The 23,852-nt window shown below is 29.4% G+C and carries 22 protein-coding genes; 13 read left to right on the top strand and 9 right to left on the bottom strand.

Annotated features, from left to right (window positions below):
• Window positions 1-17: 17 nt before the first annotated feature.
• Complete coding sequence (locus tag BX611_RS11350) at window positions 18-434, bottom strand: hypothetical protein (RefSeq protein ID WP_115881300.1); 417 nt, start codon at window positions 432-434, stop codon at window positions 18-20.
• Between the two features lie 121 nt (window positions 435-555).
• Here BX611_RS11350 and greA point away from each other — a divergent pair, with 121 nt between their 5' ends.
• Together greA and BX611_RS11340 are read left to right on the top strand one after the other, a co-directional pair.
• Entirely contained in the window at window positions 556-1,032 is a 477-nt protein-coding gene (gene greA / locus BX611_RS11345; RefSeq protein ID WP_115881298.1) for a transcription elongation factor GreA, read from the top strand.
• A gap of 81 nt (window positions 1,033-1,113) precedes the next feature.
• Window positions 1,114-1,503, top strand: a complete 390-nt coding sequence (locus tag BX611_RS11340; protein WP_115881296.1) for an HIT family protein — start codon at window positions 1,114-1,116, stop codon at window positions 1,501-1,503.
• 2 nt (window positions 1,504-1,505) lie between these two features.
• Here BX611_RS11340 and BX611_RS11335 read toward each other — a convergent pair whose 3' ends face one another.
• Window positions 1,506-2,654, bottom strand: coding sequence for a sensor histidine kinase (locus BX611_RS11335; protein ID WP_115881294.1), 1,149 nt, complete (start codon window positions 2,652-2,654; stop codon window positions 1,506-1,508).
• Between the two features lie 226 nt (window positions 2,655-2,880).
• On the opposite strand from BX611_RS11335, the gene BX611_RS11330 reads away from it, so the two are divergent.
• The 4 genes from BX611_RS11330 to BX611_RS11315 all read left to right on the top strand — a co-directional run bounded on the left by BX611_RS11330 (window position 2,881) and on the right by BX611_RS11315 (window position 4,716).
• Complete coding sequence (locus BX611_RS11330) at window positions 2,881-3,255, top strand: DUF3127 domain-containing protein (RefSeq protein ID WP_115881292.1); 375 nt, start codon at window positions 2,881-2,883, stop codon at window positions 3,253-3,255.
• Window positions 3,256-3,339: 84 nt separating this feature from the next.
• Window positions 3,340-3,972 (top strand): leucyl/phenylalanyl-tRNA--protein transferase, encoded by a 633-nt coding sequence (gene aat / locus BX611_RS11325; protein ID WP_115881290.1) that lies wholly within the window; start codon window positions 3,340-3,342, stop codon window positions 3,970-3,972.
• 177 nt (window positions 3,973-4,149) lie between these two features.
• The gene (locus BX611_RS11320; RefSeq protein WP_115881288.1) at window positions 4,150-4,476 is read left to right on the top strand and encodes a nucleotide pyrophosphohydrolase; all 327 of its coding nucleotides are present in this window, start codon (window positions 4,150-4,152) and stop codon (window positions 4,474-4,476) included.
• Window positions 4,477-4,716: a hypothetical protein gene (locus BX611_RS11315; RefSeq protein ID WP_115881286.1), complete on the top strand. Its 240-nt coding sequence runs from the start codon at window positions 4,477-4,479 to the stop codon at window positions 4,714-4,716. It abuts the gene before it with no gap.
• 147 nt (window positions 4,717-4,863) lie between these two features.
• Here the strand turns inward: BX611_RS11315 and BX611_RS11310 are convergent, their stop codons facing one another.
• Entirely contained in the window at window positions 4,864-7,971 is a 3,108-nt protein-coding gene (locus BX611_RS11310) for a VPS10 domain-containing protein (protein ID WP_115881284.1), read from the bottom strand.
• 83 nt (window positions 7,972-8,054) lie between these two features.
• Between BX611_RS11310 and BX611_RS11305 the strand changes: the two genes are divergently transcribed.
• The 3 genes from BX611_RS11305 (at window position 8,055) to rlmN (ending at window position 11,703) form a co-directional block, all read left to right on the top strand.
• Window positions 8,055-9,269 carry a 3-phosphoshikimate 1-carboxyvinyltransferase gene (locus tag BX611_RS11305; protein ID WP_115881282.1) on the top strand — a complete coding sequence of 405 codons (1,215 nt, stop codon included), beginning with the start codon at window positions 8,055-8,057 and terminating at the stop codon, window positions 9,267-9,269.
• Window positions 9,270-9,442: 173 nt separating this feature from the next.
• On the top strand, window positions 9,443-10,492 hold the full coding sequence (gene queA / locus BX611_RS11300) for a tRNA preQ1(34) S-adenosylmethionine ribosyltransferase-isomerase QueA (RefSeq protein ID WP_115881280.1): 1,050 nt from the start codon (window positions 9,443-9,445) through the stop codon (window positions 10,490-10,492).
• Between the two features lie 170 nt (window positions 10,493-10,662).
• Window positions 10,663-11,703: a 23S rRNA (adenine(2503)-C(2))-methyltransferase RlmN gene (gene rlmN / locus BX611_RS11295; RefSeq protein ID WP_115881278.1), complete on the top strand. Its 1,041-nt coding sequence runs from the start codon at window positions 10,663-10,665 to the stop codon at window positions 11,701-11,703.
• Between the two features lie 38 nt (window positions 11,704-11,741).
• Here the strand turns inward: rlmN and infB are convergent, their stop codons facing one another.
• The 3 genes from infB to rimP are packed head-to-tail and all read right to left on the bottom strand — an operon-like array spanning window position 11,742 to window position 16,406.
• Window positions 11,742-14,615 (bottom strand): translation initiation factor IF-2, encoded by a 2,874-nt coding sequence (gene infB / locus BX611_RS11290; RefSeq protein ID WP_115881276.1) that lies wholly within the window; start codon window positions 14,613-14,615, stop codon window positions 11,742-11,744.
• A gap of 54 nt (window positions 14,616-14,669) precedes the next feature.
• Window positions 14,670-15,929, bottom strand: coding sequence for a transcription termination factor NusA (nusA, locus tag BX611_RS11285; RefSeq protein WP_115881274.1), 1,260 nt, complete (start codon window positions 15,927-15,929; stop codon window positions 14,670-14,672).
• 12 nt (window positions 15,930-15,941) lie between these two features.
• On the bottom strand, window positions 15,942-16,406 hold the full coding sequence (rimP, locus tag BX611_RS11280; RefSeq protein ID WP_115881272.1) for a ribosome assembly cofactor RimP: 465 nt from the start codon (window positions 16,404-16,406) through the stop codon (window positions 15,942-15,944).
• A 163-nt stretch (window positions 16,407-16,569) separates the two neighbouring features.
• Between rimP and BX611_RS11275 the strand changes: the two genes are divergently transcribed.
• Window positions 16,570-17,400: a universal stress protein gene (locus tag BX611_RS11275; RefSeq protein ID WP_115881270.1), complete on the top strand. Its 831-nt coding sequence runs from the start codon at window positions 16,570-16,572 to the stop codon at window positions 17,398-17,400.
• A gap of 8 nt (window positions 17,401-17,408) precedes the next feature.
• Here BX611_RS11275 and nadE read toward each other — a convergent pair whose 3' ends face one another.
• Complete coding sequence (nadE, locus tag BX611_RS11270; RefSeq protein WP_115881268.1) at window positions 17,409-18,197, bottom strand: NAD(+) synthase; 789 nt, start codon at window positions 18,195-18,197, stop codon at window positions 17,409-17,411.
• A 60-nt stretch (window positions 18,198-18,257) separates the two neighbouring features.
• On the opposite strand from nadE, the gene gldB reads away from it, so the two are divergent.
• Window positions 18,258-19,214, top strand: a complete 957-nt coding sequence (gene gldB, locus BX611_RS11265) for a gliding motility lipoprotein GldB (protein WP_240324969.1) — start codon at window positions 18,258-18,260, stop codon at window positions 19,212-19,214.
• Window positions 19,214-19,549, top strand: coding sequence for a gliding motility protein GldC (gene gldC, locus BX611_RS11260; protein WP_115881266.1), 336 nt, complete (start codon window positions 19,214-19,216; stop codon window positions 19,547-19,549). The genes gldB and gldC overlap by 1 nt, the downstream gene beginning before the upstream one ends.
• Before the next feature lie 26 nt (window positions 19,550-19,575).
• On the opposite strand, the gene folK is transcribed toward gldC, so the two are convergent.
• Entirely contained in the window at window positions 19,576-20,703 is a 1,128-nt protein-coding gene (gene folK, locus BX611_RS11255; protein ID WP_115881264.1) for a 2-amino-4-hydroxy-6-hydroxymethyldihydropteridine diphosphokinase, read from the bottom strand.
• Between the two features lie 98 nt (window positions 20,704-20,801).
• On the opposite strand from folK, the gene sppA reads away from it, so the two are divergent.
• Window positions 20,802-22,556, top strand: a complete 1,755-nt coding sequence (sppA, locus tag BX611_RS11250; protein WP_115881262.1) for a signal peptide peptidase SppA — start codon at window positions 20,802-20,804, stop codon at window positions 22,554-22,556.
• 320 nt (window positions 22,557-22,876) lie between these two features.
• On the opposite strand, the gene BX611_RS11245 is transcribed toward sppA, so the two are convergent.
• A complete protein-coding gene (locus tag BX611_RS11245; RefSeq protein WP_115881260.1) occupies window positions 22,877-23,755 on the bottom strand; it encodes an AraC family transcriptional regulator in 879 nt (292 codons plus the stop codon).
• Between the last annotated feature and the right edge of the window lie 97 nt (window positions 23,756-23,852).

The following is a 23,852-nucleotide window of genomic DNA, read 5'->3' as shown; positions in this document are numbered from 1 at the left end:
TGTTTTTAAATAAGAAGTTAAAAATTGGTAATATTTAATGTAGAACCGCTCTTTGTTACTCTGTATTCTCTTGCAAAATGAGAATTTCCACTAGTTTGTGGCGATCCGTCATAAATACTATATTCACTATTATCACATGAGCATTTAAGTTTAAGGCTACCATCAAAAATCATTGGAGTTGAACAATCGTAATTAGGGCATGCTCTTTCAAATGCTTTGTATGGAGGGTTTCCTATACCTGTATTTTGAATTATAATTCCTTGAATTGCGCCATTAGTATATGTCCAACCACTTGGTACTTGCAGGTCAATGTATTGAGGTAAATTTAAATTAACTGTAACATTAAAACTTATATCTGGCAAAATATCATTTGTTTCATTTTTTTCACATGAAAAAAAAGAGGTAAGTACAAACAATAAAAATAGTTTCCGCATAGTTATAAAATAAGGTTTAATTGCTAAACGATTGCAATTTACAAATATTTTGTACATTTGTATTAAATCTCATTCTGGGTTCCAGTTTTGAGATTTTTTGTCTTTAATAAAATGAGAAGTTATGAGTAAAATTTCGTATTATTCTGTAGAAGGAATGAAAAAACTAAAGGATGAACTAGATCATTTAGAACATGTAGAACGACCAAGAGTGAGTAACGATATTGCTGAAGCTAGAGATAAAGGTGATTTAAGTGAAAATGCCGAATATCATGCAGCCAAAGAAGAACAATCACTATTGGAGTTAAAAATTGCAAAACTTAAAGAGGTAGTTTCTAATGCCCGAATTATTGATGAATCTAAATTAGATACTTCAAAAATATTAATTCATTCAATTGTTAAGTTGAAAAATACAGCTAACAATATGGAGTTTAAATATACCCTAGTTGCAGATTCTGAAACAAATATAAAAGAGGGTAAATTAGCTGTTAATTCACCTATTGGAAAAGGTTTGTTAGGTAAAAAAGTTGGTGATATTGCTGAAATTCAAGTGCCAAATGGAATTATAAAATTTGAAATTTTAGAAATTTCCAGGGGGTAAATATTAAAAATTAATTTATAAAAACCCTTTTCAATTGTTAAACTGAAAAGGGTTTTTTATTTTTGGTTAAAATTCAAAATTATGAGCTCTATATTTACTAAAATAATTAATGGAGAAATTCCATCATATAAAATTGCTGAAAATGAAGATTTTTATGCTTTTTTAGATATAAATCCGAACGCAAAAGGACATACTTTGGTGGTTCCAAAAAAAGAAGTAAATAAACTTTTTGATTTAGATGAAGCTCTTTATAATGGGTTGTTTAGTTACTCTAGAAAAATTGCCAAAGCATTAGAAAAAGTAGTTTCTTGTGAGCGCATAGGAATGGCTGTAATTGGTTTAGAAGTGCCGCATGTGCACGTACATTTAATTCCTTTGCAAAAAATGGAAGATATTCAGTTTAATAAAAAAGTAAAACTTGATTCCCAAGAGTTTGAAGTTGTTGCAAAAGCAATTTCTGAGAATTTATAATATTATTTTTTCAGTTGAATTGCAAAAGTAGTTCCTTTACCTATTTCAGATTTTAGTACTGATATTTTGCCATTGTGGTAATTTTCAATAATACGTTTTGCTAAGGATAAGCCCAATCCCCAACCGCGTTTTTTTGTTGTAAAACCTGGAGAAAATATTTTATGTTGTAAATTTTTTGGAATTCCTTTACCTGTATCAGTAATTGTAATTAACACATTTTTATCATCTTCTGTTATAGAAAGGTATATTTCACCTTTTCCTTCCATAGAGTCAATTGCATTTTTAACTAAATTTTCAATAACCCAACTAAAAAGTTGAAGATTTATTTGGATAAATATTTCAGGTTTAACAGTTTTAAAATTAAAAATAACCTGTTTAGAACTTCTTGATTTTAAGTAGTCGAATGAATTACTTGTAGCTTCAACTATATTGTGCTTTTTAAGTACAGGAATAGAGCCTATTTTTGAAAACCGTTCAGCAATTATATTTAACCTATTTACATCGTTTTCAATTTCTTGTACGGTATTTTCATCAGTATTTTCTAATCTTAAAATTTCAATCCAACCTAATAAGGAAGATAAAGGTGTTCCAATTTGATGAGCAGTTTCACGCGCCATTCCTGTCCAAAGTTTATTTTGGTCTGCAACTTTGTTAGATTTAAAAAATAAATAAATTACACTTGCAAAAAGTATTAATATAAGAATTAGGGCAACAGGATAATACTTTAGTTTTGTTAATAAATCGGAATCTCTATAATAAATAAATTGTTTTGTGTTTCCTCTCTTATGGCTTACTATTAAAGGATTATTCTGACTTTTCATAATAGCCAGTTGTTGTTTTAAATAATTGGTTTTTATTGTTTTAAGAGAATCTAAATTTGCCCATAAAGTAATGCTGTCTTTTTCGTTAGTAATAATCATTGGAATGTTATTGTTTTTCCCAATAATTTTGTCTTCCAAAGAAAAATCAGCGTTTAAATCGTAAGTACTAAAGCGTTCAAAAGCACCAGCTAAAATTTCCATTTTAGCACGTTCTTCGTTTTTAAACTTCTGAAAAAAATCGTAGGTATTCCACAAAATAAGTGCAACTATAATAAATGAAGTTATTATTACAGCCCAGCGTATTATTTGTGCATTTTTATATGAAGCCATTATTCAAATATAGAATATATGTTGTATATAACAGAAATTTTGCTACCTTATTATGAATGCGCAAATATTAAAATGAATAAATAAAAACTGATGTTAATAAGTTTGCAAAATATCATAAGTAATATTTTGGTTTTGCTGTGTTAAAAAAATTACATTTGTGAAATAGATAATAGAATAAATGATAGAATTTGTGTTTAAAAGCACAATTAATGAAATAATTTGAAATATGGAAATTACAGGAAAAATTAAACTGATAAACGAAACTCAGACGTTTGGAGCTAGTGGTTTTAGAAAAAGAGAATTAGTAGTAACTACAAATGAACAATATCCGCAAATGCTACTTGTTGAATTTGTGCAGGATAAATGTGATTTATTAAATAGCTATCAAGTAGGGCAAGATGTAAAAGTGTCAATAAATTTAAGAGGTAGAGAATGGATTAATCCTGAAGGAGTTGCTAAATATTTTAACGCAATTCAAGGATGGAGAATTGAAGCTGCACAAGCTGAAGGTTCTTCTGAAATTCCACCAATGGCACCTTTAGATAATTTAGAAACTATTTCTGAAACTGATGATAACGAACCAGATGACTTACCTTTTTAAGGAAATTTAAACAATATTAAAAAAGAGAAAAACGAAAGTTTTTCTCTTTTTTGTTTAATTATATTTGCAATAAATAATACTTAAATGTATCTACTTTCAAAAGATTTAATTTTTCCGCCAGTGCATTTAGCTAATGAAGATGGCTTGTTAGCAATTGGGGGAGATTTATCTGCTGAAAGATTATTGTTAGCTTATAAAAGTGGAATATTTCCTTGGTATAATCAAGGAGAACCAATAATTTGGTATAGTCCGCATCCTCGTATGGTTTTATTTCCAAAAGATTTAAAAATTTCAAAAAGTATGAGGCAGTTAATTCGTAAAAAAGAATTTAGAGTCACTTTTAATCAAAATTTTGAAGCAGTTATTTCAAATTGTAAAAATATTAAAAGAAATGGAGAAGTTGGAACTTGGATAACTGATGAAATGCAAGAGGCTTATATTAAATTACATAAAAAAGGAATAGCAAAATCTGTTGAAGTTTGGGAAAAAGATAAACTAGTTGGTGGGTTGTATGGAATAGATTTAGGAAGTGTTTTTTGTGGTGAAAGTATGTTTAGTAAGGTTAGTAATGCATCAAAAATTGCTTTTATTTATTTGGTTCATAAATTGGAAAAAGAAAACTATAATCTTATTGACTGTCAGGTTTATAACAATCATTTAGCAAGTTTAGGTGCAAATGAAATACCTCGATATGAATTTTTAAAATATTTGAAATAAAATAAAAATTAACATCATCGCTATTTACCATAGTAATTTCACCTCAAGATTACAAATAGAACGTTAAAACTAGTATGTTGTATTATTTATAATTTGAAGAAGCCTTCTTTTGAAAAGAACAAGTTTAATATTCTAAGAACTTCATTATCTTTGATAATTCAATAAAAATAATAAGAAATGGATTTAAAAAGCGCACAGTTAATTGTAGATAACTGGATTAAAGAACACGGTGTCCGTTATTTTAATGAATTAACTAATATGGCACAATTAACTGAGGAAGTTGGAGAAGTTGCCCGAATTATTGCAAGACGTTATGGAGAGCAAAGTGAAAAGGAAAGTGATAAAAATAAAGATTTAGGGGAAGAATTAGCCGATGTTGTTTTTGTTGTTTTGTGTTTAGCCAATCAGACAGGAATTGATTTACAAGCTGCATTTGATAAAAAAATGGATATAAAAACTGAACGTGATCACGATCGTCATCATAATAACAAAAAATTGAAATAAATGAATCAATATAAGGAACAGTCCTTTTTTAGTTTAGCACTTAGATTTGGATTGATTATGATTGTTATTGTTTCTGTGCTTGAAATAGGGTTTTCAATCTTAAAAAATTTAAGTTTTTCAATTATGATTGAACATGTTTTTTCTGATGGAAAGTGGAAATTCTTTATTAAAAAACTGGTTGGTCTTTCAGTTATTTATGGAGTTTTTATGGCGGGTTATTATAAGTTTATAAAAAAATAATCTATAAAATTAGCTGTTTAAGGAGTCTGAAAAACGCGTCATGCTGAATTTATTTCAGTATCTCATTATAATTAAAGGCAACATTATGAGAACCTTATGTGAATTCAGCATGACGAAATTTAACTTTTTAAACAGCCTCTTTATTTTTTAATCCAAATTAATCAATTCAATATCACTTTGTTTTACCTTTTTATTAAGTTGTTTTATATCATTTTCAAAAATTGAATAAACTTTCTCTAATTCATTATCAATTAATTTAACTACTTCATTTTTAAATTCAATAGATTGATCTGTAGGTTTAAAATCTCCAATAGAACTTAATGAATTTAAATGAGCTAATTTGTTATTTAGTTTTATTGGAAAATTTAATGGATCCTGGTTACTTTTGCTTTTTGTTTGGTACAATTCATTTTCATGTTTTGTTAAATCCTTTACAATTTTATCAGCCAGTTCAATAATTTCCTTATTTTTCATATTATCAGTTATAGATGATTTTAACTGTTTTATTTGCCCTTTTATTTTAGTTATATTTTTAAGAGCTTTATGAGTTTCAGTCAATTTTTCCTGAATTTCAATAATAAAATTAAACTGTTCTTGTAAATCTTCATTTGAAGCAGAACTTCTAGGGTCTTTTATTAAAGTGAATGTTTGTTCTGAAGTGGCTTTTCCATTTTTACTTAATTTAACAATATAATCTCCAGGCAATGCTTTTGGACCTCTTAAAGATGCCCACCATAAAATCATTCCTTTTACTTTTTCAGCATCAGGATATTGCATGTTCCAGTTAAATTGATTGGCACCTTTTTTAACCTTTAATTTTTCTTCTTTTTGTTCAGTATCAGGTTTTGTAGAAAATGTTTTAATGTGTTTACCTGTGTTTTCAAAAAATGAAAGACTAATAGTGTCATTTTCTTCAACATTTTTAATAAAGTAGTTTATTAATACTCCTCCAGGATGATTTTGACCAGCAGTTTTAGATGCTCTTCCACTACCACCCATTCTGTAGCTATCCATTGGTTTGTATAAGAATGTGCCATTAGAAACTAAAGATTCATTAATTTGATGTAAAGGTGTTAAATCATCAATAATCCAAAAAGAACGCCCTTGAGTTGCAGCAATTAAATTATTATTTTTAATAGTTAAATCAGTTATTGGAACAATTGGTAAATTTAATTGAAAAGGACTCCAGTTATTTCCATCATCAAAACTAACATACATACCTTTTTCTGTTCCAGCATATAAAAGCCCTTTTCTTTTAGGGTCTGAACGTAAAGCACGTGTAAAATGTTCTGAAGCGATTCCATTAGTTAATAATTTCCAAGTTTTACCGTAGTCTTCCGTTTTATAAATATAAGGCGAATAATCACCTAATTTATAGCGTGTTCCAACAATATAAGCACCTCCAGCAGTAAACGGATCAACTTCAATACAATTAATCATCATCCATTCTGGCATTTTTTTAGGCGTAACATTTTTCCAATTTTTCCCTCCGTCAGTTGTAATATGAACCAAGCCATCATCTGAACCAGTCCAAATCACGCCTTTTTCAAAAGGAGATTCGGTTGCTGCAAAAATAGTTCCATAATATTCAACACCGGTATTGTCTTTTGTAATTGGACCTCCAGATGATTTTAACGTTTTTGGATCATTTCTTGTTAAATCAGGACTAATAACTTCAAAAGATTGACCTTCATTATAAGTTACATGAACGTGATTAGAGGTTGTATACAATTTCTTTTTATTGTGTGGAGAAAAGAAGATTGGATAATTCCATTGGAAACGATATTTAAAATCTTCAGCACCGTGTCCCATTGGGTCATCTGGCCAAACATTTATAGCTCTTTGTTCTCCTGTTTTATGATTAACTCGGGTAAGTAACCCACCATAGCTACCACCATAAACAATATCATCGTTTAATGGATCAACAGCAATATGTGCACTTTCTCCACCGGCGGTTCCTTCCCAATCACTTTCTCCTATAGATCTTCCATCTGTTCTGTGTGAAATTCTTATAGTTGAATTATCCTGCTGTGCCCCATAAATCCTATAAGGAAAATGATTATCAGTTACTACTCTATAAAATTGTGCAGTTGGTTGATTCATCATAGTGCTCCAATTTTCACCAGCATCAAAACTTATTTGAGCACCACCATCATCAGCAATAATCATACGTTGGTTATCTTCAGGTGCAATCCATAAATCATGATGATCTCCATGAGGAGCATTAAATGTTTTAAACGTTTTTCCACCATCTTTAGACTGATGGTATTGAACATTCATTACGTACATAGTATTTTCATCTTGTGTGTCAGCATAAATACGCGTATAATACCAAGCACGTTGACGTAATTTTCGTTCACTGTTAATTAATTTCCAGGTTTCTCCAGCATCAGTAGATTTGTAAATTCCACCATCTTTATTTTCAATTAAAGCCCAAACAATATCTGAATTTACAGGGGAAACCGTAATTCCGCTAATTCCCCAAATTCCTTTAGGTAACCCACTATTTGTAGAAATATTTGTCCAAGTTTCTCCTTCGTCAGTACTTTTCCAAATAGCAGAACCGTCACCACCACTAGATAAACTGTAAGGAGTTCTTCTTACATTCCAAGTAGATGCATATAAAATACGAGAATTATTTGGGTCAATTATAAGGTCTACTGCACCAGCGTCAGCATTTGTAAATAAAACTTTTTTCCAAGAATTTCCACCATCAGTAGATTTATATACACCTCTTTCATCAGAAGATTTGTAAAGATCACCTAAAACTGCTGCAAAAACGATATCTGGATTTTTAGGATGAATTCTAACCCTCGGAATGTGGCGTGAGTTTTTTAATCCAATATGTTGCCAAGTTTTACCTCCATTTACAGATTTCCACATACCATCACCAGAAGAAACGTTTCCTCTAACAGTTACTTCACCATTCCCAACATAAATAACATTATTATCATATTCACTAACTGCAACTGCACCTACAGAACCTCCAAAATAACCATCAGAAATGTTGCTCCAAGTATTACCGGCATCAGTGGTTTTCCACACACCACCACCGGTTGCACCAAAATAATATAAATTTGCTTTATTTGGAATACCAGTAACAGCAGCACTTCTGCCACCTCTAAAAGGCCCAATATTACGCCATTCAATAGATTTGTAATATTCTTCACTAAATTTGGATACTATTTTTTGTGCATTAACTTTGTGGGCTGAAATAAAAAATAGACAACTAACTACTAATAAATATTTTTTCATGATGTTTGGAAAATTGATTGTAAAAAAATGAATAGTAAATCTATTAAAAATATTTTTATTTTAAGCTACTAATTAAACATAGGATGGAATCTTTGAAAATACATAAAATAATTAAAACTGTTAAAGGAGATATTAAAATTACTGGTTCAAAAAGTGAATCGAACAGGTTATTGGTTTTACAACAGTTTTATCCAAATTTAAAAATAGAAAATGTTTCAAATTCAGATGATTCTAGGTTAATGCAAAAAGCGTTGGAAAGTACTGGAAATGAAATTAATATTGGTCATGCAGGAACAGCAATGCGATTTTTAACGGCATATTTTTCTGTAAAAGAAAACGCTAAAATTGTATTAACGGGTTCCCATAGAATGAAAAATAGACCCATAAAAATTTTGGTAGATGCTTTAAGAGATTTAGGAGCAAAAATTGATTATTTAGAAAAAGATGGATATCCGCCATTAAGTATTGAAGGAAAAAAATTAACTAAAGATTTTGTTGAAATTGATGGGAATATTAGTAGTCAATATATTTCAGCATTGTTATTAATTGCTCCAACCCTAAAAAATGGTTTGCAATTAAAGTTTAAGGGTGAAATAACTTCGGTGCCATATATAAAAATGACATTAACATTATTGGCAGAATTAGGAGTAGATTTAACTTGGGATGGTGATAGTATTTCAATTCATCCAAAACCAATAATTGAAGACAAAACTGTAATTGTAGAATCTGACTGGAGTTCGGCATCATACTATTATAGTTTATGTGCTTTAAGTCCTAACTCTGAAATAAAACTTTCAGCATATAAAAAAGCAAGCTTGCAGGGCGATGCTGTTTTAGCTTCAATTTATAAAAATTTAGGTGTTGATACTAGTTTTAAAGAACATTCAATTTTATTAAAGAATACAGGAAATTTAAATGCTTCAAAATTGATGAATTTAAATTTAATTGGTGCTCCGGATATTGCACAAACAATTGTGGTTACTTGTTTTGGCTTAGGAATGGAATGTTACCTAACAGGACTTCATACGTTAAAAATTAAAGAAACGGATCGGTTAGTTGCACTTAAAAATGAAATTGAAAAATTAGGTGGTGAAGTATTCATAACAAATGAAACACTGCACTTAAAATCTTCAAAAAAAATAAAAGAAAATGTTAGTATAGCTACTTATGATGATCATAGAATGGCAATGGCATTTGCACCTTTGGCATTAAAGACATCAATTATAATTGAGGAAGCTAATGTGGTTTCAAAATCGTACCCCACTTTTTGGGAAGATTTTAAAAAAGTAACTACTTAAAAATCTAAAATACAAAGTTTTATTGCAAATCACTTGACAACGCCTATGCCGATGTTGTATATTTGCGCTCATTCAATAAAAGAAGTGCAAGAAACACGTAACTTAAATTTTTATATTAATTAAATAAATTAAGAATTGTTTTCTTGTAACGCTAAAAAAAATAAAAATATTATATGAAATTATCACATTTTAAATTCGAATTACCAGAAGATTTATTAGCAGAATATCCAGCCGAGCATAGAGATGAATCACGTTTAATGGTATTGAATAGAAAAGAAAAAACGATTGAGCATAAACAATTTAAAGATTTAATCAATTATTTTGATGAAGGAGATTTAATGATTTTGAACAATACAAAAGTTTTTCCTGCTCGTATGTATGGTGAAAAGGAAAAAACTGGAGCAAGAATAGAGGTTTTCTTGTTAAGAGAATTAAATGCAGAAAGTAGATTGTGGGATGTTTTAGTTGATCCAGCAAGAAAAATTAGAATTGGGAATAAATTATTTTTTGGTGATGATGAGAGTTTAGTTGCAGAGGTAATTGACAATACAACTTCAAGAGGAAGAACACTACGTTTTTTATATGACGGTTCTTATGAAGAATTTAGAAAGAAATTAGAGGAATTAGGAGAAACACCACTTCCAAAATATATAAAAAGAGAAGTTAATGAAGATGATGAAGAACGTTACCAAACTATTTATGCAAAGCATGAAGGAGCAGTAGCTGCACCAACTGCAGGCTTACATTTCTCTAAACATTTAATGAAACGTTTAGAAATTAAAGGTGTTGATTTTGCTGAAGTTACTTTACATGTTGGTTTAGGTACTTTTAGTGCAGTTGAAGTTGAAGATTTATCGAAGCATAAAATGGATTCTGAGCAGGCAATTATTCCAGATGAAACAGTTGAAATTGTTAATAAAGCGATAGATTCTAAAAGGCGAGTTTGTGCAGTTGGTACAACTGTAATGAGAGCTGTAGAAAGTTCAGTTTCTTCAGATAATCACTTAAATTCTTTTAATGGTTGGACAAATAAATTTATTTTTCCACCGTATGATTTTAGTATTGCAAATTGTATGATTACTAATTTTCATACTCCAAAATCTACATTAATGATGATGGCTGCAGCTTTTGCAGGATACGATTTTTTAATGGAAGCGTATGATGAAGCCGTTAAAGAAGGATACAAATTTTACTCGTATGGAGATGCGATGTTAATAATTTAAAAAACTATATATTTTAGTTTTAATTGTCTAAAAAGTAAAAAAATCCGTCTTTCTGAACTTGTTTCAGAATCTCATCACAATGAATTCCAATCATTATGGGAACCTGAAACAAGTTCAGGTTGACGAACACTTATTTTTTTAGGCAATTTTTTTTATAAACTTGATTTATAATGAGTATAAAAAAAGACATTAGAGCATTAACAAAAACAGAATTACGTGATTTTTTTGTTGAAAATGGGGACAAGGCATTTAGAGGAAATCAAGTTTATGAATGGTTGTGGAGTAAAAATGCTCATACGTTTGAGGATATGACAAATATTTCAAAAGATACACGACAAATGTTGATGGATAATTTTGTTATTAATCATATAAAGGTTGATGATATGCAACGCAGCTCAGACGGGACTGTTAAAAATGCTGTACGGTTGCATGATGGTTTGGTTGTTGAATCTGTTTTAATTCCAACCGGATCTAGAACAACTGCCTGTGTTTCTAGTCAGGTTGGTTGTAGTTTAGATTGTAAATTTTGTGCAACAGCACGTTTAAAGAAAATGCGAAATTTAAACCCTGATGAAATATTTGATCAGGTTGCTGCAATTAATCAAGAAAGCTTGTTGTATTATAATCATAAATTGTCTAACATTGTTTTTATGGGAATGGGTGAGCCTTTAATGAATTATAACAATGTGTTAAAGTCAATTGAGAAGATAACATCTGATGAAGGTTTGGGAATGTCACCTAAAAGAATTACTGTTTCTACTTCTGGGGTTCCAAAAATGATAAAAAAACTGGCAGATGATGAAGTGAAATTTAATTTAGCAGTTTCATTACATTCTGCAATAGATGAGGTAAGAGCTGAAATAATGCCTTTTAGTAAGGCGTTTCCGCTGAAAGATTTAAAGGAATCTCTTGAATATTGGTTTGCGAAAACAAACAGTAGGGTAACTTATGAATATGTTGTTTGGGATGGGATTAATGATACCAGAGAAGCTATAAATGCATTGGTAAAATTTTGTAAATATGTGCCTTGTAAAGTAAATTTAATTGAATACAACCCAATTGATGATGGTGAATTTCAACAAGCCAAATCACAAGCTATTGAAGATTATATAAGTATTTTAGAGATGAATGATATAATTGTGAATGTAAGAAGGAGTAGAGGAAAAGATATTGATGCTGCTTGCGGACAATTAGCAAATAAAAAAAGCTAGATTTTTAAATCTAGCTTTTTTTATTTTAAATAGTTAAACTATCGTTTAAGTTTCTTTTTAACTTCAACTTCTTGGTAAGCTTCAATAATATCACCAACTTCAATATTGTTGAAATTCTTTATTTGTATACCACAATCATAACCTTTGGCTACTTCTTTAGCATCATCCTTAAATCGTTTTAAAGAAGTTAATTCACCAGAATGTATAACTACACTATCTCTAATAATTCTAATTTTTGAATTTCTAAATATTTTACCACTTGTTACCATACAACCAGCAATGTTTCCAATTTTTGAAATTTTATAAACCTCTCTAATTTCTACATTTCCAGTTACTTCTTCTTTAATTTCAGCAGATAACATTCCTTCCATTGCATCACGTAAATCATTAATTGCATCGTAAATAATAGAATATGTTCTTACGTCAATTTCTTCGTTGTCAGCTAATGTTCTTGCATTACCAGAAGGTCTTACATTAAATCCAACAATAATAGCATCGGATGCTGAAGCTAATAATACATCAGATTCTGTAATAGCACCAACTCCTTTATGAATAATATTTACTTGAATTTCCGCAGTTGATAATTTTTGGAAAGAATCTGTTAATGCTTCTACAGAACCATCAACATCACCTTTTAAAATAATGTTCAATTCTTTGAAGTCGCCTAAAGCAATTCGTCTTCCAATTTCATCAAGTGTAATATGACGTTGTGTTCTTACAGATTGTTCACGTTGTAATTGTGAACGTTTTGTAGCAATTTGTTTTGCTTCTTTCTCATCTTCAAAAACATGGAATCTATCACCTGCCTGAGGTGCGCCATCTAAACCAAGTATAGAAACTGGTGTAGAAGGGCCTGCTTCTTGCATATTATTTCCTCTTTCATCAAACATAGCTTTTACTTTACCGCTATGTTTACCAGCTAACATATAATCACCTATTTTTAATGTTCCCTCTTGTACTAAAATAGTTGAAACATACCCACGACCTTTATCTAAAAGCGCTTCAACTACAGTTCCAACAGCATTTTTATTAGGGTTCGCTTTTAAATCTAACATTTCGGCTTCTAATAAAACTTTTTCAAGTAATTCATCAACTCCCTGACCTGTTTTAGCAGATATGTCTTGAGATTGAATTTTACCTCCCCAATCTTCAACCAATAAATTCATTGTGGAAAGTTGTTCTTTTATTTTATCAGGATTGGCATTAGGTTTATCAATTTTATTTATTGCAAAAACAATTGGTACACCTGCTGCTTGAGCGTGACTTATAGCTTCTTTTGTTTGAGGCATAACATCATCATCTGCAGCAACTACAATAATAACTAAATCTGTTACTTGAGCTCCACGCGCACGCATTGCTGTAAATGCTTCGTGTCCAGGTGTATCTAAAAAGGCAATTTTTTGTCCACTTTTTAGTTGTACTCCATAAGCTCCAATATGCTGTGTTATTCCACCAGATTCACCTGCAATTACATTTTCTTCACGAATATAATCTAAAAGTGATGTTTTACCGTGGTCAACGTGCCCCATTACTGTAATAATTGGAGCTCTAGTTTCTAATTCAGCTTCTGTATCAATATGTTCTTCAATAGATTCTTCAACTTCAGCACCAATAAAATCAACTGTATAACCAAATTCTTCAGCAACTATTGTTAAGGTTTCGGCATCTAAACGTTGATTCATTGTAACCATCATTCCTAATGACATACATGTAGAAATAATATTGGTTACAGGAATATCCATCATAGTAGCTATTTCGCTTACCGTAACAAACTCAGTAACTTTTAATACTTTACTTTCAATTGCTTGTAACTCTTGATCTATTTCCGTTTGTTGACGATGTTGATCTCTTTTATCTCTTCTATATTTAGCTCCTTTACCTTTTTTAGATTTACCTTGAAGTTTTTCTAAGGTTTCTCTAACTTGTTTTTGAACTTCTGCTTCAGATGGTTCTTCTTTTATAATTGGTTTTCTAGGGCCACCTCTTAAAGGACCTCTTTGATTTCCACCTCTGCCTTGTGGTCCACCACCAGCAGGTCTTTTATTTCCACTTTGAGCAGTAGGTGCTTTTTTAACAATTCTACGGCGTTTCTTTTTATTTGCATCTGAAGAAGTTTCTTTCTTTGCAGCTGGTTCAGGTTTTTTCTTTTTAGGCTTTTCAAACTGCTTTAAATCAATTGTTTTACCTGTTATTTTTGGACCTGATAATTTTTTGTATTGAGTTTCAATTGTTTGAGGAGCTGAAGGTTCTGCTGGTATTTCTGCTTCCTTTTTAAGGGGTTCTTTTTTAGCAGCTGGTTTTTCAGTTTTTGGTTTTTCCTCTTTTTTAACCTCTTTTACAGGTTTTTCAACAGCTTTTACTTCTGTAGGTTTTGGCTCTTCTTTAACCTCTTTAATAGGTTTTTCTTCAATTTTTACTTCTATAGGCTTTTTTTCTTCTTTCTTTTCTTCAATTATTTTCTCTTCAACTTTCTTTTCTTCAACTTTCTTTTCTTCAACTTTTGGCTCTTCTTTTTTAGTTTCTTCAACCTTAGGAGCAACAACTTCTTCCTTTTTAGGTTCAATATCTATTTTACCAACGGTTTTAAATTCAAGTTTTTCAGCCTTGGCTTTAACAACTACTTTTTTAGCTTCTTCTTCCAAACGTTGTTTTTCTTGCTTTTCTTCAAGAGCAATTCTTAAGGCTTCTTTTTCTTTTCTTTTCTCTTCACCTACCTCTTTAGAAGCTGCTTTTTTATTTCTGTCTGTTTGAAAACCATCCAACAATACTTGGTACTCTTCATTAGATATTTTAGTAGTTGGTCTTGCTTCAATGTCATAACCATGACTTGTTAAATGCTCAACAGCCCTATCTAACGAGATATTTAATTCCCGTAATACTTTGTTTAGTCTCAATGTCTTGTTGTCAGCCATATAATTTATTTTTAGCCTATTTGTTGTTGATAATTTGAAGAATTAATTTTATGATTAATCTTCAAATTCTTCTCTTAATATTTTTTGAACATCTAGAATTGTTTCCTCTTCTAAATCAGTTCTTTTTACAAGTTCAGTTACATCTTTTTCAAGAACGCTTCGCGCAGTATCTAAACCTATATTTTGAAATTCTTTAATAACCCAAGCTTCTATTTCATCTGAGAACTCAGTTAATTCAACATCGTCTTCAGCTTCAACACCTTCACGTTGAACGTCTAATTCAAAACCAGTTAATTGGGATGCTAAACGAATGTTAACTCCATTTTTACCAATTGCTTTTGAAACTTCTTCTGGTAATAAAAATACATCAACTCTTCCTTTTTTACCATCTTCTCTTCCTTCTTCTTCGTGAATTTTCATTGAAACCACTTTGGCAGGACTTAGAGCTCTGGCTATAAATAATTGTGTATTTTTTGTGTAATTTATAACATCAATATTTTCATTTCCTAATTCGCGTACAATTCCATGAATTCGTGAACCTTTCATACCAACGCAAGCTCCAACAGGATCAATTCTATCATCATATGAGTCTACTGCTACTTTAGCTTTTTCTCCAGGTATTCTGGCAACTCCTTCAATAGTAATTAAGCCATCAAATACTTCAGGAATTTCTTGTTCAAATAATTTTTCTAAAAATTGAGGCGATGTTCTTGAAAGAATAATAACCGGTTTGTTACCACGTAACTCAACTGTTTTTATAATTCCACGCACCGATTCTCCTTTTCTGAAATAATCTGAACGAATTTGCTCACTTTTAGGAAGTACAATTTCATTTCCATCATCGTCTAACAAAATAATTGCATTGTGACGAATATGATGCACTTCTGCACTGTAAATATCTCCTTCTAATTCTTTAAAATGTTTAAAGGTATTTGTGCTGTCGTGTTCATGAATTTTAGAAATTAGGTTTTGACGCAATGCTAAAATTGCTCTTCTTCCTAAATCAATTAATTTAACTTCTTCAGAAACATCTTCGCCAATTTCAAAATCAGGTTCAATTTTACGCGCTTCTGAAAGTTCAATTTCCTCATTATCATCTTCAGACATTCCATCGGCAACAACAATTCTATTTCTCCAGATTTCTAAATCTCCTTTATCTGGATTAATAATAATATCAAAGTTGTCATCAGACCCAAATTTTCTTTTTAATGCAGCTCTAAATACTTCTTCAAGAATTGCCATTAAGGTAACTCTATCAATATTTTTATCTCCTTTAAATTCTGAAAATGACTCAATTAATGCTATATTTTCCATGCATTCTTTAAATTAAAATAATATTTTCACTTTTGCTTCTAAAATGTCTACAAATGGTATTGTTGCTTTTTTTGCAACAGTAATTTTACCTTTACCTATTGGTTTTGGTTCGCGTGCTTTCCATTCTAACTCTATTCCGTTTTCATTAACGTTCTTTAAATCTCCTTCAATAGTTGAATTATCATGTAATTTAACTTGTAATTTACGATTTATATTTTTTATATATTGTCGTTTTACTTTTAAAGGGTTTGCAATGTCTGGAGAAGTAACTTCTAAAGAAAAATCTTCTTCTTCTCTATCTAAATTATGCTCAACACCTCTGCTTATTCTTATGCATTCTTTTAAGGGAATGCCATTATCTCCATCTACTTCAACATAGATTTTATTTTCAGGCAGAAATTTTAGTTCAATTAAGAATAACTCTGGGTTTTCTTCTATTGCTTGATTTACTAAATCTGTAATTTTTATTTTATCCATCTTCCTATAAAAAGAGGGGACTTTATGTCCCCTCCAAATCCTCTATTCTCTAATAATTCGCTGCAAATATAGTAACAATTTTTTAATTGGTAAAAATCATTCTTTATTTAATTTTAAAATTATTAACTTTACCTATCACATCTCACTATTAGAAGCGAAAATTATGAAAAGTATATTAGTCCCTGTTGATTTTTCAATTCAAGCACAATATGCTGCAAAAGTTGCAGCTGCAATTGCTAAAAAAGCAAATGCAAAAATATTTTTATTACATATGCTCGAACTACCCTCAGGTGTAATTGACCCGTCTAGTTATGGAACTTCTAATAACACACCAACGGCATTATTGTTTTTAAAAAGAGCTCATGAAAAATTTGAAGAATTTAAAGAGCTTCCATTTTTAAAAGGATTGGAAGTTGAGGATGCTGTTCATTTTCATAAAGCTTATGACGGTATTATAAGTGAAAGTAAAAAGCACAATGTAGATTTAATAGTAATGGGTTCCCAAGGAGCTTCTGGTCTTGAAGAAATTTTAGTAGGTTCTAACACAGAAAAAGTTGTGAGAAACTCGGATATACCTGTACTTGTTATTAAAAAAGATATTGAAAAGTTTAAAATTGAGAATATTGTATTTGCTTCAAATTTTCATTTTGAAAATAGGAAAGTTTTTCAAAAAATATTGGATTTTGCATCAAAGTTTAATGCAAAATTGCATTTACTTAAAATTAATACCATAAACAATTTTGAAACTACAAAAGATTCAAGCGATGCTATTAGAAGTTTTATAAGCGATTTTGATTTAGGAGATTTTACCTTAAATATTTATAATGATATTTCTATTGAAGCTGGAATTTTAAATTTCTCAAAATTAATTGATGCAGATATTATTTTATTAAATACTCATGGGCGCAGAGGATTGGCTCATTTATTTAACGGTAGTATTGGAGAGGATTTAGCAAATCATGCTAAATTACCTGTTGTAACATTTAAACTTTAAAACAGCTTTTATTTTAGTTCTTTTGGGATTTCACAAACAGGTATAGCTACCATTTTGTGTTTATTGGCCTTGTTTCTGTTTTTATAAATAGTAAATACCTCTTTTTCTCTATTCTCAAAATCATTAATAGTTTTACCTAAGTCTGCTTGGTTCATAGCCCATTCTAATTCGTCGTAACTTGCTCCAATTTGATCCTCATCAGTTCTGCTGTCACCAAATAAACCGTCTGTTGGTTGGGCTTTTTGAATGGTATTAGGAACTTCTAAAAATTTTGCAATTTCATAAACTTCCGATTTCATTAAATCTGCAATAGGGCTTAAATCTACACCACCATCTCCATATTTTGTGAAAAATCCTACACCAAAATCTTCAACTTTATTACCAGTTCCAGCAACCAAATAGCCATGTAATCCTGCAAAATAATATAAAGTTGTCATACGTAAACGAGCACGTGTATTTGCTAAAGACATGTTTAAAGTTGTGGTATCTTCAATTTTTGGAACTGCGGATTTAAACTTTTCAAAAGTGTGTGTTAAATTAACTTCAATAGAACTTACTTTTTTAAAACGTTCTTTAAGTTGTGAAATATGCTCTTTTGCTCTTGAAACTTGATTTTCACTTTGATGAATGGGCATTTCCACACACAAAACAGGAAATCCGGTTTTTGCACAAAGTGTTGATGTTACTGCAGAATCTATTCCGCCTGAAATTCCAATAACAAATCCATTTACTTTTGCATTTGTAGCATAATCTTTTAACCAGGTAACAATGTATTCAATAACTTTTTCTGTATTCATAATTAAACTTTTTTAGTAATTTTAGCGTTTTAAAAAATAGAAGTGTAAATATAGAAATTAATGAATAAAATTTTAATGTTGTCAATTGTTTTATTGTTATGTATTTCATGTAAAACTGAAATTAATAATATAGATGTTTCAAATATTAAAATTAACGTTAATGTTGAACGGTTTGAGCAAAAATTTTATAATTCAAATTTGGAAACACTTCAAATGCTTAAAAAAGAATTTCCATATTTATTTCCAGCTAAAAATTCCGACAGTATTTGGTTGAACAAAATTAATAATGTTGAAGAAAGAGAGCTTTTTAAAAAATCGCAACTAGTTTTTGGAGATTTTGAAGCGGAAAAAAGTGAAATTAAAAGCTTGTTTCAACATATAAAATACTATCATCCAAACTTTAAATCTCCTAAAATAATTACTCTAATTACCGATTTGGATTATGAAAGTAGTGTTATTTATGCAGACAGTTTATTATTTGTTTCAATAGATATGTATTTAGGTAAAAATGATGAAGTTTATCAAAGTTTTCCAGCATATATATCTCAAAATTTTGAAAAATCACAAATGGTAGTTGATATTGCAAAAAAAATAAGTGACAATTATTTTTATGAACCAAAAAAAAGACAATTTTTAGACATTATAATATATGAAGGAAAGAAAATGTATTTAATAGATAGTTATTTGCCTGACATTTCTGATGCTAATAAAATGGGTTATTTGCCAAAAGAAATTGAGTGGGCTGAAATGAATGAAACTCAGGTTTGGAAATATTTTGTTGAAAATGAATTATTATATAGTTCAGATTCTAAATTGAGTACTCGATTTATTGAAAAAGCTCCATTTTCTAAGTTTTTTATTGATATAGATAAAGAATCTCCCGGAAGAATAGGAGTTTGGCTTGGATGGCAAATTGTACGGTCTTATATGAAAAATAATAATGTAACTTTGCAACAACTTTTGCAAACTAATGCTGAAGAAATTTTTAAAAAATCAAAATATAAACCAACAAAATAATGGCAGTAACTCATAAATCAAAAATAGAATTTACAGTAGGTTTAGATGAAAATAAAGTTCCTGAAAAATTAAATTGGACTGCTGAAGAAGGAGGAATTACTAATGAAGAAGCAAAAGCTTTAATGATTTCAGTTTGGGATTCTAAAGCAAAAGATACTTTAAGAATGGATTTATGGACAAAAGACATGCCAATTGATGAAATGAAACAATTTTTTCATCAAACTTTAGTTTCAATGGCTGGTACTTTTGAGCGTGCTACTAATGATGAAAAAATGACGGCTACAATGCGTGATTTTTGTGATTATTTTGCGGAAAAATTGGAGTTAAAAAAATAAGTTTTCTAAGCAGGAGTTTTTTTTAATTAAGTTCCTTTTAAAATTTCTTTAATTACTGTTTTGTAATCTTCAGGATTATTCACAAAATCTTTATCTGAAACATCAATAATTAAAGTGTTTAATTTTTCTTCTGTTTTAATAAAAGTAGTGTATCCTTTATGTATTTTATCTAAATATTCGGGTGCTATTTTTTGCTCGTAATCTCTACCTCGGTTTTTAATGTTTTCAATTAAACGAGGTGTATTTTGATATAAATAAATATATAAATCAGGTTTTGAGATTTCTTTGTACATAATATCAAACATTTTTCTGTATAAAAAATATTCTTCCTTTTGTAAAGTTACTTGTGCAAAAATAAGTGATTTAAAAATATAATAATCAGAAACTATAAAGTTTTTAAATAGGTCAAATTGTGCTAAATCATCAGAAAGTTGTTGATACCTGTCTGCTAAAAAACTCATTTCCAGAGGAAAAGCATAGCGCTCATTATCTTCATAAAATTTAGGTAAAAAAGGGTTGTCTGCAAAGCGTTCTAAAATTATTTTAGCGTTAAAATCTTCTGCAATCATATTTGCAAGCGTGGTTTTACCTGCTCCAATATTTCCTTCTATAGCAATGTAATTATATTTTTCAGAAATGGATATTGGACGTTTAAGTTGAAGTGAGGTTTTTTCGATTTCACTTAAATCAGTGCAATTTTTCAGACATTCGTTAATGCGTTTTTTTTCAATAGGGTGTATTAAATTAGGTGCAATTTCAGCCAAAGGAACTAAAACAAATTTTCTGAGTAACATTTCCTTGTGAGGTACAATTAAATCTTTTGAAAAAATTATTTCATTGTCAAAAAATAAAATGTCAATATCAATTGTTCGCGCCTTATATTGCTTATCTAAATTTGGTTTTCTGCCTAAAATCTGTTCAATTTTATTAATGTTTTTTAATAAGCTTTCAGGATTTAAACCTGTTGAAAGTTCAATGCAAATATTATAGAAATCGTCGCTTTTAAAACCCCAAGAAGCTGTTTTGTAAACCGATGAAATTTTTGAAATTGCACCAATTTTTTCAGCAATTAAATTAATAGCTTCTTGTAACTTTTGAAGTTTATCACCTTGGTTGCTTCCTAATGATAAATATGTTGTTCTTAATATTTTCATAAACTGACTACAAAGAAAAGAAAAGTATTATTTAAAAATATATCTTTGTTGTTCAACTTATAAACATTTAAGTTTTTTTAAATATAAAACCATTTTAAATGAAATTTTTAAGAAATTTATTAGCTTCAATTTTTGGAACATTAATAGCGTTAGGAATTATTTTTATGCTATTTATTTTAATTGCTTCTGCAATTACCGAAAGTGAAAAAATAACAGTGAAAAAAAATTCAGTATTAGAAATTAGATTAAATACTAAAATTAAAGATTATGCACCAAAAAGTGACGATCCTTTTGAAAATATTTTTGGTTTGAGTGATGCTAAAATGGGTTTAAATGAAATTGTAAATGCCATTGAAAATGCAAAATCTGATACTAATATTAAAGGTATTAGTTTATATATGCTAGGAATTAATGGTGGTATTGCCCAAACGCAGGCAATTAGAAATGTACTTTTAGATTTTAAAGAATCGGGTAAATTTATAAATGCTTATGCAGATTTTTACGATCAAAAAACGTATTATTTAAGCTCTGTAGCTGATTCTGTTTTTGTAAATCCTTTTGGAGGTGTCGATTTTAAAGGACTTTCTTCAGAAGTTTTATACTTTAAGGATATTGAAGATAAAACTGGAGTAAAAATGGAGGTGATTCGTCATGGAAAATATAAAAGTGCTGTTGAACCATTTTTATATAATAAAATGAGCGATAATAATCGTGAACAAATTACTTCATTTTTAAAATCTATTTGGAACCAAATGCTTGTTGATATTTCTAAAAGTAGAAATAAAACAATTGATGAGTTAAATAACGTTGCAGATAATTTATTGGCTAGAAATTCAAGCTTAGCAATAGAAAATGCCATGGTTGATGGAAAAATATATTTGGATGAATATACCGATAAATTGAAATTAGCTATAGGCATTTCAACAGATGATAATTTAAATAAAATTACGTTACAAGATTATATTTCAACTGGCAAAGGGCGTTTACGCTCTTCTGCTTCTAATAAAATTGCAGTAATTTATGCACAAGGAGAAATTTTATACGGTGAAGGAGATGAAAATTATATTGGACAAGATTTAATTATTAACGCATTGCGGAAAGCAAGTGATGATAAAAATGTAAAAGCAATTGTATTAAGAGTAAATTCACCTGGAGGTAGTGCTTTAGCAAGTGAGTTAATATGGAGAGAAATGGAATTGGCTAATAATAAATTACCAATTGTTGTTTCAATGGGTAATGTAGCTGCTTCAGGTGGTTATTATATTGCTTGTAATGCAGACAGAATTTTTGCGGAACCAACTACAATTACAGGGTCTATTGGTGTTTTTGGAATGATTCCAAACATACATAAATTGTCAGATAATATTGGTATAAATGCTGAACAAGTTAGTACAAATACTGGCGCAAACTATAGTGTTTTTGAGCCTATGACCGATGCCTTTAGAGCAGTTACTACTGAAGGGGTTGAGCAAGTATATACTACTTTTTTAGAGCGCGTAGCAAAAGGAAGAGGAATGTTGGTTAAGGAAGTTGATAGTGTTGCTCAAGGCAGAGTATGGTCTGGTATAGAAGCTTTAGAAAATGGTTTGGTTGATGAACTTGGAAATTTAGATGATGCAGTTTTATATGCTGCAGAATTAGCTGAAGTAACCGATTATAAAGTGAGAAATTATCCTAATTATAAATTTGATTTTGAAGATAAGTTTAATAGTTTTCCATTTATGAAATCTAAAGAAAAGATTTTAATTGAAGAATTAGGAGAGGAGTATTATAATATGTACCAATCTTTAAAACAACTTTCTAAAGTAAAAGGAATTCAAGCCAGACTTCCTTTCGTTTTAAATATTAAATAAACTACTTTTTAAATACAGTATTTTAACCTTAAATTAAACTATATTAACTTATGAAATTAAATTCAACTTACAGTGTTAAAATAATATATAAAGTAGGAAAATATGATGTAGTATAAACTATAATTCAACAGTATATTTGTAGTGTAATAATTGAGGTATTTGGTTTAAGAATACGAATAATACTATTATATATTTGGTTAACTTGTTAAATGAGGTCTATTTGAGTGTAGACCTCATTTTCTTTTTATAAAGTATTATTCCTATTATTTAATAGAAATAATATACTAAGAGAATTTTTAATTTATTAAAAAAGGAGTTGTTTATTTTTGAACAAGCAGTTGCTTCATCTCATTTCTATATTTTAAAGGGCTACTTCCTGTAAATTTTTTAAATAATTTATTAAAATGAGAAAAATTATTAAAGCCACTTTCAAAACAAATTTCTGTAATGCTAGATTGGTTTTCAGCTAGTAGTTTAGTTGCGTGAACAATTCTAAATTCATTTACAAATTGTGTAAATGTTTTATTTGTAGATTTTTTAAAATACCTACAAAATGCTGGAACTGTCATACTTACTTTTTCAGCAATTTCATCTAAAGGAATTGATCTTTTAAAATTATTGTTTACGAAACTAAAAATAATATCTATTTTATTATTGTCTTGAGGCTCTATTTCAAATGCAAAGCCATCAACATTTAATAATGAGTAATTTTTTGTAACAGCTAATTCTTTTAAGATGTTTAAAAAATGAATAATTCTATCCATTCCTTTATAATTTACCAAGGCCTCTATTTTAGGACCAATATCTTTTTTTGCTTCAACATTAAATAAAATACCTTTTTTTGCTTTTGTAAATAAAGATTTAACTTGTTGCATTTCAGGTATATTCACGAAATTTTCACCTAAAAAATCTTCTTTAAATTGTACTATGGTTTCGGTACCATTTGTTGTAAATCTATCAGTAAAACCACTGTGTGGTAAATTAGACCCTATAAGTATTAACTGGCTGTTATTAAAATAAGATAAATGACTTCCAATATGTCTTTTACCATTAGCTTTATTCACATAAATTAACTCTAGTTCTGGGTGAAAATGCCAAAAAGGCAAATCGCCCACAACCTTTTTATTATGTTGCATCACACGAATTGAACTCCCAAATTCTGGGTTTAATTTTTTAAATGTAGGTTTAATGTTTTTCATAAGTAACTACTTACTACAAAATTAAGTATAAATTATTTGTTTAACTATATACAATTCGCAATTATATATACTATATTACCTTAACATTTATTTAACA

The organism is Lutibacter oceani, from assembly GCF_003384935.1.
Lineage (GTDB): Bacteria > Bacteroidota > Bacteroidia > Flavobacteriales > Flavobacteriaceae > Lutibacter > Lutibacter oceani.
Note: the sequence above shows the minus strand (reverse complement) of the source record. Positions and strands in the feature narration are given on the sequence as shown.